General features: G+C 26.6%; 14 protein-coding genes. 6 read left to right on the top strand and 8 right to left on the bottom strand.

Annotation, left to right across the window (positions count from 1 at the left end):
* Positions 1-67: 67 nt before the first annotated feature.
* The gene (locus tag EJL03_RS08400; RefSeq protein WP_125153520.1) at positions 68-1,327 is read left to right on the top strand and encodes an oligosaccharide flippase family protein; all 1,260 of its coding nucleotides are present in this window, start codon (positions 68-70) and stop codon (positions 1,325-1,327) included.
* A gap of 152 nt (positions 1,328-1,479) precedes the next feature.
* On the opposite strand, the gene EJL03_RS08395 is transcribed toward EJL03_RS08400, so the two are convergent.
* The 4 genes from EJL03_RS08395 to EJL03_RS08380 form a co-directional block, all read right to left on the bottom strand.
* Positions 1,480-2,733 (bottom strand): sensor histidine kinase, encoded by a 1,254-nt coding sequence (locus EJL03_RS08395; protein ID WP_125153519.1) that lies wholly within the window; start codon positions 2,731-2,733, stop codon positions 1,480-1,482.
* Positions 2,734-2,839: 106 nt separating this feature from the next.
* Positions 2,840-3,529: a response regulator transcription factor gene (locus EJL03_RS08390; protein WP_125153518.1), complete on the bottom strand. Its 690-nt coding sequence runs from the start codon at positions 3,527-3,529 to the stop codon at positions 2,840-2,842.
* Positions 3,530-3,814: 285 nt separating this feature from the next.
* Complete coding sequence (locus tag EJL03_RS08385) at positions 3,815-4,180, bottom strand: DUF4363 family protein (protein WP_243108680.1); 366 nt, start codon at positions 4,178-4,180, stop codon at positions 3,815-3,817.
* 17 nt (positions 4,181-4,197) lie between these two features.
* On the bottom strand, positions 4,198-4,926 hold the full coding sequence (locus EJL03_RS08380; protein ID WP_125153516.1) for a DUF421 domain-containing protein: 729 nt from the start codon (positions 4,924-4,926) through the stop codon (positions 4,198-4,200).
* A 138-nt stretch (positions 4,927-5,064) separates the two neighbouring features.
* Between EJL03_RS08380 and EJL03_RS16050 the strand changes: the two genes are divergently transcribed.
* On the top strand, positions 5,065-5,208 hold the full coding sequence (locus tag EJL03_RS16050; protein ID WP_164509041.1) for a hypothetical protein: 144 nt from the start codon (positions 5,065-5,067) through the stop codon (positions 5,206-5,208).
* Between the two features lie 454 nt (positions 5,209-5,662).
* Positions 5,663-6,202: a hypothetical protein gene (locus tag EJL03_RS08375; protein WP_125153515.1), complete on the top strand. Its 540-nt coding sequence runs from the start codon at positions 5,663-5,665 to the stop codon at positions 6,200-6,202.
* Between the two features lie 157 nt (positions 6,203-6,359).
* On the opposite strand, the gene hcp is transcribed toward EJL03_RS08375, so the two are convergent.
* Positions 6,360-8,072, bottom strand: coding sequence for a hydroxylamine reductase (gene hcp / locus EJL03_RS08370; protein ID WP_125153514.1), 1,713 nt, complete (start codon positions 8,070-8,072; stop codon positions 6,360-6,362).
* A gap of 189 nt (positions 8,073-8,261) precedes the next feature.
* Here hcp and EJL03_RS08365 point away from each other — a divergent pair, with 189 nt between their 5' ends.
* The 3 genes from EJL03_RS08365 (at position 8,262) to EJL03_RS08355 (ending at position 9,989) form a co-directional block, all read left to right on the top strand.
* A complete protein-coding gene (locus EJL03_RS08365) occupies positions 8,262-8,582 on the top strand; it encodes a PadR family transcriptional regulator (RefSeq protein ID WP_125153513.1) in 321 nt (106 codons plus the stop codon).
* Between the two features lie 2 nt (positions 8,583-8,584).
* Positions 8,585-9,283: a DUF1048 domain-containing protein gene (locus tag EJL03_RS08360; RefSeq protein WP_125153512.1), complete on the top strand. Its 699-nt coding sequence runs from the start codon at positions 8,585-8,587 to the stop codon at positions 9,281-9,283.
* Between the two features lie 64 nt (positions 9,284-9,347).
* Positions 9,348-9,989 (top strand): YidC/Oxa1 family membrane protein insertase, encoded by a 642-nt coding sequence (locus tag EJL03_RS08355; protein ID WP_125153511.1) that lies wholly within the window; start codon positions 9,348-9,350, stop codon positions 9,987-9,989.
* A 142-nt stretch (positions 9,990-10,131) separates the two neighbouring features.
* Here EJL03_RS08355 and EJL03_RS08350 read toward each other — a convergent pair whose 3' ends face one another.
* The 3 genes from EJL03_RS08350 to EJL03_RS08340 form a co-directional block, all read right to left on the bottom strand.
* The gene (locus EJL03_RS08350; protein WP_125153510.1) at positions 10,132-10,596 is read right to left on the bottom strand and encodes a hypothetical protein; all 465 of its coding nucleotides are present in this window, start codon (positions 10,594-10,596) and stop codon (positions 10,132-10,134) included.
* A gap of 182 nt (positions 10,597-10,778) precedes the next feature.
* A complete protein-coding gene (locus tag EJL03_RS08345; RefSeq protein ID WP_125153509.1) occupies positions 10,779-12,368 on the bottom strand; it encodes a BCCT family transporter in 1,590 nt (529 codons plus the stop codon).
* Positions 12,369-13,042: 674 nt separating this feature from the next.
* Entirely contained in the window at positions 13,043-14,233 is a 1,191-nt protein-coding gene (locus tag EJL03_RS08340) for a leucine-rich repeat domain-containing protein (RefSeq protein WP_125153508.1), read from the bottom strand.
* Between the last annotated feature and the right edge of the window lie 65 nt (positions 14,234-14,298).

The following is a 14,298-nucleotide window of genomic DNA, read 5'->3' as shown; positions in this document are numbered from 1 at the left end:
CATTTAAGGTTTATAAAAACCTATAAACCTTAAATTTTTTGTATGAATAAAAAAGGAGATAGCTATAATGGCAAGAATTTTAAGGGATTTTAAACTATTGGTGAAAAAAGGTTTTTTACATATATTCGGAGCCAACTTTATAAATAAAATTATAAATTTTGGAATAGCTATAGTTTTACCTAGGATTATAAGTCGTAATTTATTTGGTGATTTTACCTATGCTCAAACTATATTAAATACATTTTTATTATTACAAGGCCTTGGAACTGTTCCTGCTATTTTACAATACTGTAGTGAAACAAAAGATGAGTTGAAAAAAATATCCTATTTAAAATACGGAGTGAAAATAGGTATTATAAGCAATTTATGTATATGCTTTTTTATAGTTCTATTTTCCATATTCGGTAACCTATCCATAGAAGGGAGTAGGAAAATTTTATTATACTTAAGTATATTCCCAATTTTTTCTATAGTTTTTGAAGATATACAAGTATATTTAAGAGTTTTATTTCAGAACAAAAAATTTTCTATACTTAGTACCACAAATACACTACTATATTTTTTAGGAACCATACTTTTAGGGTTATTGTTTAGTATATCTGGTATAATTTCTGCTAAATATATCTCATACACATTATCCATTATATTAGGAATAGCCTTTATAAAGGAATATATAGTGAATTTTTTTAAGGTTGATTATCCTAATAAAGATGAGAAAAAAAACTTTTTAAAATTTTCTATAATAGCATCAATTACTAATGCAATTTCACAATTGCTTTTTCAACTAGATATACTTTTAATCGGTAATCTGATTAAAGATACATCTATTATCGCTACATATAAAATTGCTACCTTACTTCCTATGAATATGTTATTTTTACCGTCATCTATTATGATCTTCGTTTATCCATATTTCGCAAAAAATAGTAACGACAAAAATTGGATTAAAGAAAAATATATTAAATTACAAAAATATCTTTTATTTATAAATGGGTTTATTAGTACTTTTTGTATTTTATTTGCCCCATTTATCATAAAAATAGTATTCGGTAATGGATATTTAGACTCTGTAAATGCTTTTAGGATTTTATGGATTGGATATTTTATAGCAGGTACCTTTAGAATCCCTAGTGGAAATATACTATTTAACATCAAAAAAACTAAAGTTAATTTTTATAATTCAATTATTACAGGCGTTTTAAACATAATATTAGATATTGTTTTAATCCTAAACTTTGGGTATAACGGAGCTGCAATAGCTACAGTAATCTCATTTGCAATTTCATCAATTATCTCTAATGTATATTTACATAAATATCTAAAATAATAATTTAACCTTTATATAATTACATTAAGTATATCTAAGTTATATTTAGTAAATACAATCTAATTAATCTAATAATAAAAATCTAAAAATAATATAAACATATAACATAGATGATCAAAAATCTATGTTATATGTTTATTTTTTAAATATTTCTATACTATTACCTTTAAAAAAGTAATTACAAATTTACTTCCTTTATTTTTTTCACTAGTTACTACTATGGTTCCACCTTGACTTTCCACAATTAATTTAGTTAGTGCAAGACCTATCCCTATACTTTCAGCTTCTAAAGAATTGCTTCCCTTATAAAATCTTTTAAATATATGAGGTAAATCTTTTTTATCTATGCCCTCACCATTATCCTCAATAGTTACTCTGCTAAATAAAGGAGTTTCAGAAATACCTATCTTTATTTCCCCTCCTTTTTTAGTATGTTCAATACAATTTTTTATAATATTTAATATTGCCTCAGTAGTCCATTGTTTATCAACATATAAAATCACACTATCTAAGTCCCCGTTTATAATTATATTTTGGTTTTTTTCCTCTGATTTATATTTTAAACTTTCTAAAGCATCTTTTATACACTCTACGGCTAAAATACTCTTCCTTTGGAAATTTATGGCTCCTGCTTCAAGTCTTGCAATCTTTAATAAATTTATAATAAGCCACTCCATCCTATCTAATTGTGAGGAGCTTTTTTCCAAAAAATCTATCCTAATATACTCTTCCATATCCTTTCTTGTAAGTAATAGTTCATTAATTGTAACCAAAGAAGTTAGTGGTGTTTTTAATTGGTGAGATATATCTGATAAAATATTTTTCAAAAAAATTTTTTCCTGCTTTAATTTATAAAAACCTAATTTAAGTCTATTAGACATTAAATTAAAATTATGGGCTAATATTGAGAAATCTCCCTCTTTATTCTCCGGTAAAACCACACTATAGTCATCATCCATAACTTTTTCTGAAGCAAAAGATATCTCCCTTACTTTATAAAACATTTTTTTATACTCAAAAAAAACCACATATAAAATGCATAATACCCCTATTAAAATTGTTAATAAATATTTTAATTTAAATTCCTTATAAAATTCTTTTAAAAGTGGATTAGAATTTCTATTCATATCTTCATAATATCCATACTCACTTAATACCTTTTTTCCTTTAACTATCTGTTCCTTATTTGCACCTTTAGTTATATAACTTACAATTTCTCCTTCTAATTCTGGGTGAGCTAATAATATCTTGCCCATTATAGCGGAGTTTTGATTTACTATATTATCATTCAAATTATAGAATTCACAATAAAAAAACATATATATAATTCCCAAAAATATACTTTGAATTATTAAAAGTTTTATAATTATACTTTTCATTTCAGGATTTTTTACAATTGAATTCATAAAAATACTCCTTCCAAATTTTATATCTATTAACCTTTAAAAACATAATATAACTTCATGACTTCTAACCCTATTTTTTCATAATAAATAAGTATAAATACTAAAGTTATATTACTTTATAATTCCATTTATATCCTAGTCCTCTATATGTAATAATATATTTTGGATTAGCCTTATCATCCTCAATTTTTTCTCTTAACCTTCTAATGTATACCGAAAGGGTATTATCATCTACAAATTCGCCTTCAGTATCCCACAGTCCTTCCAATATAATATTTCTGCTTAATATCTGCTTAGGACTTTTCATCAAAATTAAAAGGAGTTTATATTCAAGTGCTGTAAGGATTATTTCTTTATTATCCTTTTCTACCTTTCCTTGAAGAGTTTGCACCCTTATACTTCCAGAACTTAATACACTTAAATCCTTTAATAACTTTTTATTACGTCTAAGTATAGCTTTTATTCGTGATACTAATTCCTTTATCCTAAAAGGTTTTGTGATATAATCATCCGCCCCTATATCAAGACCTATAACCACATTAGCTTCTTCATCACAAGCAGTTAAAAAAATTATTGGCACTTCAGAGTTTCTCCTTATCTCTTTGCAAAAATCATATCCATTTCCATCTGGAAGCATTACATCTAAAATTATTAAATCAAAGCTATCTTTTTCTATACTTTCTTTAGCTTTTTTTATACTATTAGCACACTTTACGTTAAAACCCTCATCTTTTAAAGTATATTCCACACTATATGCCAAAATATTATCATCTTCAACTAGCAATATACTATTCATAAAATATCCCCCTTAATATATAAAACATTTTAAATAAAAATAAATTACCTTTTATATCAATATTTATTATACAATATATTTAAAATAAATTTTAAATCTTATAAGGAAGATTTTCCAAAAGGTATGTTTATAAATATAGAAAATCCCGCTATTCTTTAAGATATAAAAATTATAATGGTGATAAATATGATGCCTCTAAATATAAGATTTAAATTCATCCAGATATATTTTAAGTATAAAAACCCAGTAGATTATATTAAATCTACTGGGTTTTTTATACTATATTTATTTTGCTAAACCTTCCCAATGCTCATATGCCAAATTTAATTCCACCAAAGATATTGATCTATCCTTTGCCATAATGGCCCCTTTTAACCTAGCAATACTTGCACTTAGCTCATTCATTTCATCTCTTTCTGAGCTGAACTGTATTCTTTTCTCTACTTTATTCCATGCATAATTAAGCTTATTTGCATTCTCACTAGCCAAACTCCACTCTTCCTTATTGACATTATCCATAACCACTCTAATAAGCCCTATTACATCATCATCTGTAGTAATAGGTTTTTTTAAGTAATTTCCACTTAACATAACTACAATAAATAAAGCCAATATAATGATGGGAGTAAATTTAAGACAAAATTTTTTCATTTTACAATCACCTGCCTTTAACATGGACCTTTATACTCTCCGTCATTAGTGGTTTTCTTAATGCAATCATCATATTTATCAATATAAAGATTTCCCGCCTTATCTACAGTAGCTAAAAAAACTTCCTCTGATGATTTTATATTTTGTTTTTTTAACTCTTTCTTTAACCATTTCTTATTTTTATTAAAATACTTTAAATTTTCTTCAATAATGATACCATCATAAATTAGTTCAGTACTTATATAATTAGGTTCCACAGTTTTATCAATGTCATTAGGAGTTAATGGTTGAAATTCAGCCTTTTTAAGTATTGATATTTGTCCATTAGGCTCTATAATTGCAAATTCTACTTGGTTTAAATCAAATATATCTTTATTTCTTAATAACTGTAATATGTCTGAAGCTCTATACTTCATTCTTTTCAATGATTGCTCCATTATTTTACCATTCACAATTATAACTGTAGGCTCCCCATCTATATATTTTGCTGCTCCCCTAAATTTTATAGTAATTAACTCCATTAAATAACCAAGTACTGCCCAGCTAATAAGGGCAACCCAATGAGGCCAAGCTCTACTAGATAAATCTGTACTTAAAGTACTTGCAGTAGATCCTATAGTGATTCCTAAAACATATTCAAAAAAGGTCAACTGACTTATTTGCTGCTTTCCTAAAACTCTTGCAAATATTAAAAGTGAAAAGAAACCTATTATAGATCTAACTGCCACCACTAATCCTTCACTCAAATCCGCACCCCCTTCTTATATATGCACTCTTATTATGCTTCTAAATATCTAATTTATACCAAGTATAATATATAATGAATAATTCCCCCTTTTCTACGGGATACTAATATTGTAAATTAAAATTTAGGAGGGGTAATTATGTCTGTAAAAAAAACTACAAAAACTATAAATCAAGAAGCTGAGGCTTCAACTAATAATAGTAAAAATGCTAAAAATGGTTATATGAATAGAGGAAACTCAAGTAAACAGTACGCAGAAAACGGAACAAGAAATAAGAGCTAGTACAATTTTTGCTATTTTTCCATTATAGTGATATACTATATACATACAATTGTATTATTTAATATTGGCCAGTAAAATATTTAAGGTTATTCTATATTTTAATAATATGGACATTAAATGTTGCACCACCTTTAGATAAGGTGGTTTTATCTTATTATATTTTATTTTAATGTTCGTCCTATATATTTACAGTTCATTTAAAATAATACTAATTAAGATGGAGTTTTTTTGGTTCTATAAAATAAACCTGCCCTTAAATATCATAAAGATATTTACTCTCCACCAAACTTTAGTTTAATGAATCCAATAGCTTACCACAATTTAAATAACCTAAATAACCTAAATCATAAATTGCTTCTCTAAATATTAAGGGAAGTCTTATAATGTTGCACTTAAAACAATTGCTTGGTGTATGGGCTATGATATAAATAATTATATAAAGGAGAATAAATACATGAGAAAGAATTACAAAATGCAAAAAACCATATCAATGAAACGTTTTATTTCAGAATTAGGTGAAGATTTTTCCAAGGATATGAAGGAAAGATTACTAGAGTTAGAAATAAGATGTGTACTAACAAGAAAAGAGCAAAAGCATATTCTTGATATAAAACATGTAGAACACACCCAATATGATTGTCCTTCTACTTCAGAAGAACCATCAGATACGGGTAAAAAAGAATATGCCTATGGTAGATTTATAGTTATGGAAGGAAATTTATACTTTGCGGAAAGTTGTATCCAAAATGATACTGTAATGCAATCTCCAGTAGTAGATAAAATTTATAGTTCTCTAGATAGCCAATGTGTATTATGTGAAGAAGATATTAACTGTAAAAAAATAGATGATACAAATATTGATTTTGTTATAGATTCACTATTAGATGCATGTCCAAATGTTTCTCAACGCTATATAGATATTATGGAAGACGTACTTTCACGTGCAGAAAGCAAGTTTCAAAATACAACTAAATATAAAAAAGTTTATTATTGAATGTGTCTGTAATGGTCTACTGGCTTATTTCCCTTCTACTATAATAAATTAACCATTCATAGAAATAATCTCACCTTTCAAAATATTACACTACTGATAACAATCCAGTATGACCTATAAAATAAAAGCACTGGATTTTCCCAGTGCTTTATGACCTCTATGATAAAAACATTTTCATATCATCATCTACATTTGTTATTCCGCCTATTTTAAAATTGTCCACCAAAACTTTAGTTACATTTGGGGATAAAAATGCCGGAAGAGTAGGCCCTAAGTGAATGTTTTTAACTCCTAAGTGTAATAATGCAAGAAGTACAATGACAGCTTTTTGTTCATACCACGCAATATTATAAGCTATTGGTAATTCATTAATATCCTCTAACTTAAATATTTCCTTTAACTTTAATGCTATTAACACTAAAGAATATGAGTCATTACACTGACCTGCATCAAGTACTCTTGGTATTCCTCCAATATCCCCTAAATTTAATTTGTTATACTTATACTTTGCACACCCTGCCGTAAGAATAACAGTATCTTTTGGAAGCTTTTTAACAAATTCTGTGTAATAGTTTCTATCTTTAGCCCTTCCATCACATCCAGCCATAACAAAAAACTTTCTTATAGCTCCACTTTTTACTGCTTCTACAACCTTATCAGCTAACGCAAATACCTGATTATGTGCAAATCCACCTACAATTTCTCCTTTTTCTATTTCAACTGGAGGTAAAGATTTTTTAGCATGATTTATTATTTGAGAAAAATCTTTCTCTTTTTTTTCATTAGCATCTATATGCTTTACTCCATCAAATCCTACAACGCCTGTAGTATAAATTCTATTCTTATATGACTCTTTTGGGGGAACTAAACAATTTGTTGTCATAAGTATTGGTCCATTGAATTTTTCAAATTCTTCTGTTTGTTTCCACCATGCATTCCCATAATTTCCCGCAAAATGTGGATACTTTTTAAATGCTGGATAGTAATGGGCAGGTAACATTTCACTATGAGTATAAACATCTACTCCAGTTCCTTTTGTCTGCTCTAATAACTGATATAAATCCTGTAAATCATGCCCACTTATTAATATACCTGGATTATTTCTAACTCCTATATTAACCTTGGTAATTTCGGGGTGACCATAACTTTCAGTATTGGCTTTATCCAATAAAGCCATAGCGTCCACTCCAAACTTACCAGTTTGTAATGTTAATGCAACTAAATCATCTATATTTAAAGTATCATCTAAAGTAGCTTTTAATGCTTTATGCATAAATCCATTTATCAACTCATTATTGTATCCTAAATTATTTGCATGTTCACAATATGCAGCCAATCCCTTCACTCCATAAGTTATAAGTTCTCTTAAAGATCTTATATCCTCATTTTCTGTTGCTAATACACCTACAGTTTCTGCTTTTGAATTAAACTCTTCAATATTATCTGCAAACCATAATGCTGCATCAGGTAGTTTATATTCCTCCTCTTTTTTCAATCCAACAGTTGAAAGCATTTTCTTTAACCAGTTTTCATTTGAGTTTGAAGGCTTTATATTTACTCCTGATTTAATAATTTGATTTTTTAGTTCTTCTCTTAAATTTAAACCTTTTTTGATTTTTTTTATAAAAACATTTCTATTAAAATTAGCATTAGTTATAGTAGCAAATAATCCCTCAGTAATAAAATTATCTACTTCTTTATTTATAATACCAACTTCTCTTCCTTTTACACTATAAACACATATCCCTTTTATTATATATATTAATAAATCTTGTGCTTTTGATAAATCCTCAGTCTTTCCACAAACCCCTCTTATTGTACAGCCTTTACATCCAGCTGCCTCTTGACATTGATAACAAAACATACCCATATTTTATTCCTCCTAAAATAAATACTTTGTTTTTTCATTTTCACAATTTAAATTATACTAATTTCATATACATTAAACAGTAACAATGGTTACTAAATTTAAAATTATTATATAATCCTACTTGACAATACATAGTAGTAAAGATATAGTTATATACATACTATTATGCAATACAAAGTAGGTGATTAAATGTCAGATACAACTCAGATATTAAAAGGATTATTAGAAGGCTGTATTTTAAAATTAATACGTACTAATGAAACTTATGGATACGAAATATGTGAAAAGTTAATTCACTATGGATTTGAAAAAATATCAGAGGGAAGTGTGTACCCTATACTAATTAGACTTGAAAAGAAAAAATTGATTTACTCCATTATGAAAAAATCTCCATTTGGACCCATGAGAAAATATTATTATATTACTGAAGAAGGCTCTAAAAAATTAGATGATTTTATAGTTTCTTGGAATATAATAAAAAAAAACATAGATAATGTATTGGAGGGATAAAAATGCTTTACATATGGAAACTTAAAAAAATCAGATTAAAAGAAGAAAAAAGATTAAATAATACTAATTTACATCTATACAAGAGTATAAATAAGTATATTCACAATAGCCAATTAAAACCCTTAGAAAAAGAAGAAATTCTTCAACAAATTATGGATATGATGCTACAGGCTCAAATTGAAAATACATCTATAAGCTTAATAATAGGTAAAGATTATAAAAAATTTTGTGAATCAATCATTCTAGAGTCTAATCTTGACAAAGGAAAAATCTCTATTATTTTTGATTTCATAAAAAGATATCTAATGTACACCACTATTCTTTTAATATCCATGGCAGCATTTAATAATATAACATCCCCATTTTATAACTTTACTATTGATATTAATAATTTTCTTATTGCAAATGTTATTTCCATAATTATTATTCCTGCTTCTAAAAAAGAAAGACAAAAAACTTCCTTTATATCCTCTTTCAAAGAAAGATTGTATATGATAAATCAAGGTTTGGGAAATAATACCTCATGTACTTGCTCTATGATTTTTATATTAATTTTTTCTATATTGTTAAATGAAAATATATTAAACTTAAATCTTTTAAATTATAAATTATCTTTAGCCCCAAGCATACCTTATATAGGTTTAATATTTATCCTTATTAGCACAATTAAAATTTTAAAAGTTTTTTATAGTAAGGGGTAAGAAAATATACAAATATAATTACATAATAATAAAAATATTTATTGATTAATAAGGAGAAGATTTTATGAATATTATTACCAGTGAATTAACCCGCCTATTAAACTATATTTTCACACTAACTGGTGACTTAGGAATCGCCATAATTTTATTGACTATCCTAGTAAGATTATTAATTTTACCTATAACATTAAAACAAAAGATAAGTCTTAGGCAGCAGCAGTTGTTATCAAAAAAAATTGAAGAGTTAAAATCAAAATATAAAAATAACAAAAGAAAATTTGAAATAGAAGTTCAAAAGTATTATAGGCAAAGTGCTAAAAGTATGTTGGGATGCTTTGTAGGTTTATTGCAATTACCAATAATATCTTCATTATATTTTGTAATTATCCGTATGCCTGTGGAAGTAGGAACTATTATAATCCCCTGGGTAACTAATATTAAAATGCCTGATAAATACTTTATAATTCCAATAATATTTTTATTAATCTCCTTAAGTCCAAACTTACTTTCCTGCATTAAATACTTAAAAATAGCGGATCAGGCTAAACTTCAAAAATCAAACCTTATATTTATGAGTATTTTTAATATATTAATAACAATAAAAGCACCAGTTGCCTTAGGAATATATCTTATAACTTCCAGTACATTTTCTTTATTTGAAGAAATAGCCTATAGGTTATATGTGAAAAATAAATGTCTAAATTAATATTTATCCCTTAAAAATTATTGAAAAATCCTCATACTATTTGTAAATAAAGGTAAATACACAAAAATAAAGTGTGGCCTCAATCCACACTTTAAAATTTATTTTTATTTAATGTATAAATCTATATATAGTTAAAGCTTTTTTATAGTAATTTAGAGCCTGTATTTTTCATATCCTCACATTCATTATAAAACTTTTCAATATAATCTTTATTTATGCTTCCTTCAATAATCTTATACTTTTTAGATTTTTGCTTATATTCATCTATTACTAAAATGGTAATATAATTTTTATTTTGTATTGTTACCCTAATCAATGTGCCATCTCTTTCTTGAATACTTAACTTAAAAGCATCAACATTTCTATAAGGTATTCTAAATTTATACTCTAAAAGTTTAAGACTCTTAAAATAACTCATTAATTCATTGATTTTGTCTTCACTCTTAACTACTTTTCTATTAGTACCTTTACATATCTCTATATCCTGAATTTCATTATTAAAATACTTATTTAAAATTAATTTATTAAAAGAACCACTTTTAGGATAGTAATTGTATATTATAATAATTAAAAGCACAGCAGCCATAGTAATTAGAAATTTTTTCAAGTTAGCCACCCTCTAAAATTAATATATTACTTTATACTATTCAACTTATTTAAGTAAATTGCTCTACTATATAATTCTTAATAAATTCATAACAAATATATATAATAATAAATAAAGATTTAAAAATACAATCAATATTTATCTATTATTAACAAACCTAATTTCCCCAAAATTATATTGACCTAAACAGAATCCCTTTTAGTTTTATAATTCTTATAGTCTTCTACATGAGCATAATTTAATCCTACAGTTCTTTCATCTTTTTTTAGTTCTCTAAAGAATGACACCATAGCTGTGGCAATGATTAATACCACCGGAAAGGCCCCTACAATGGAAACAGTCTGAAATGCTTGTAATGGACCATCTACAAGTAGCAATGCTGCTGGTAAAATAGATAAAGCAAATGCCCAGAACAGCCTATTCCATCTTGCTGGTTCCTCATCTGATCTAATTTCTTTAGTAGTTACTGTAGCAATGGTATATGATGCTGAATCAAATGTGGTTGCCATAAATACAACCGCCACAAATATAAATAAAGCTACTGCCAAGTTGCCTAATGGAAGAGTCTGCAATGAATCTATAATTGTATTAGGAGCTCCTTGTTCAACTAAAAGCTTACTTACAGGTAATATATTATTCAAATCTAAATACATACTATAGTTACCCAAAATTATAAAAAATACTGCACATCCTAAACTTCCATATCCTAAAGATCCTAATATTATATTCTTAAATGTTCTCCCTCTTGAAACCTTAGCAATAAATAGTCCCATAAATGGTGAGTATACTATCCACCAAGCCCAATAAAAAACTGTCCATTTTTCTGGAAAGCCTGACCCTATAACTGGATCTAGCCATGTAGACATCCTTATAAAGTTTTGTGCTAAAATCCCTACGGAAGTAGTTCCCATTTTTAATATAAAAACAGTAGGTCCTGCCATAAAAACAAAAAGCAAGAGAATTATCATACCTACTACATTTATATCACTTAAAACCTTAATTCCTTTTTTAAGACCACTATAAGCACTGCATGCAAAAATACAGGTAATAATAATAAGTACAGCCATATTTAAACTAAAGGAATTAGGGATTCCTGTAAGTCTGCTAATCCCTGTGGCCGCAAGTGGTGTACCTAAGCCCAAAGTGGTACCTGCTCCTGCCAAAAGTCCTACAATAAAAAACACATCAATTATTTTTCCCAATATTCCGTCAACTTTATTCCCTAATACTCCTCTACAAACTTCACTAATTTTTAATACAGGCTTTTTTCTTACAAAGTATGAATACCCTAATGGTAATGCACACACTGTATATATAGCCCATGCCATTGGTCCCCAATGGAACATCCCATAAGTTGCAGCAACTTCTGCAGCTTTCCAAGTTCCCGGCTGAATTCCAAGTGGAGGTGCTTTATAATAATAAGCCCATTCAATAACTCCCCAATACATAATACTTGATCCTATACCAGAGCAAAATAGCATAGCTGCCCAACTAAAAGTAGAGAATTGTGGTTTTTCCTTAGGATCCCCTAACATTATTTTTCCGTACTTTCCAAAAGCCACCCATAAAAGCATTATAAATGCTATTATACCAAACCAAATGTATACAAACCCTAAATTATTAGTTGAAAACCCAAAGGCTTTATTTATAATATTTTCTCCCTTTTCAGGGAATAAAACTAAAGGGACAGATATTAATAAAATAATCCCCACAGCTGCTATAAATGTTTGTTTATCTAATGAACTTTTTAACTTCTTTACTTTATTACTCAAACCTTACCTCCCATTTTGATAAAATCTTTTACTTAATTCCTATTTATATGATCTCTTGTAATTTTATGATAAAATAAACCATTCCTTATACTGGATATGGTTATACCTTATACTTCTATTATCCTTTTGTAAAAATAATATTTATTCAAATGTTATTATTTTTATATGACATATTAAATGTGAAATAAATGAATCTAATTGATTATTTTCAAGAAAAATTACTGATATGAATGTTAGGCATCCTTACGGATTCATATATGAGCTATGTTAAAACCTTTGTAATTTAAGTCTTGTACACATTATAATAAACCGATTTTAATTTTCTATATAATTATAATACTACTACACCTCCAGACCCTTTACGAAACTATGAATTATTAACATTTTAACATATATATGAAACTTATCCAAATTAAATTATGTGTTTTATTTAGAATTTTCAATCATTTTTACTCAATTCAGTAGATTAACGTCTTTTATTGTAAAAAAAGCTTCAAAATCTTTTAAATTCATACATAAAACTCTTCTTTCCAATAGTAAAAGGTAAATTAAATGAATAATTTACCTTTTACTATTATTTATACTATCCTTCAATTACAATTTAGACATATGGGAAAAAATTTTTAGTTTTAAATCTACATACCATACTTTCTTTGATATTTATATTAACATTTTTAGTTAGAAACCATATTCCCCTTAGAATCAAATTTAAAATCCTTATAATATATACCATTATAAAAGCTACTTAATGTTTTATCCTCTTTAATATTGTTGCCTATCAAAAATAAAACCTTTAATCCCTTTAAATTATTAAGTGGATTTACATCAGTTATTTTATTATTTGAAAGGGTAAGAAAATCCAATCTATATAATTTAGATAAAGGAGTAATATCACTAATATTATTATCACTTAAAGATATGGATTTTAGGTTATATAATCCACCTAGAGGAGTAATATCAGAAATACTATTTTCTCTTAATTGTAAATTCTCTAATTTAGTTAATGATCTTAATTTACTAATGTCTAAAATTTTATTTTCACTTAAATCTAAAATTTTTAAGCTACCTAGATTAGTTAAACTACTAATATCTCTAATATTATTTTGTTCTAGAGACAAATTTTCCAATTTCGAAAGTTTACTTAATGCACTAATATCTGAAATTTCATTTATACCTAAATATAAAGCCTGTAAATTTAAAAGCTCTCCTAAGAAAGATATATCTTTAATGCCGCAATCTACTGCATTAAGCGTTTGTAATTTACTTAAATTTTTCAGTGGTAAAATATTTTTTACTCTTGTTCCACCCATCCAAAGTCCCACTAAATTTCTCAACTGTTCTATGCCTTGTATGTCTTTTATATTATAATTAACTAAGCATAGATTTGTTATTTTATCCACATCCTTTTGGTACAACGTTCCCGCAGTCTTTTTTATTTTATTCCTTACTGCCTTTTCTAAATTTTTATCAATAAATGTTACAACTGCATTTTCACTTTGATTTCTAATAGTAAAATTTATACTTTTACTATTTTTAAGTTTAATATTATTTTTAGAATAAATATTGTCACCAACAGTTAAAGTGTATTTGTCTCCTACTTTATAACCATTTTCCGGTATACCTACCACTATACTTTTTTTATCTTCTCCTAACTTCATTTTACAATTTAAATATTTACCACTATTATTTTTTATTTTAATCTCATTTTTAGTAAGTTCATTAAACTGTATCTCTTTATTAAATTTAATTGTCCAATTCTTATCCTTATTTACAACATAATTATCTTGAAAAGCCTGTACCTTAATATTACAAAAAATTATTGTAAAGATAAGAGTAGTTACTATTACTTTAAATCTTTTAATCATTGTTAACCTCCTCTTTATATATTGTAATTTATTACCTATATGATTAAATTTCTATAAAATACAAC

Origin of the sequence: Clostridium rectalis (assembly GCF_900626095.1) — a bacterium.
GTDB lineage: Bacteria > Bacillota > Clostridia > Clostridiales > Clostridiaceae > Clostridium_AS > Clostridium_AS rectalis.
This window is presented reverse-complemented; position numbering and strand designations above follow the sequence as displayed.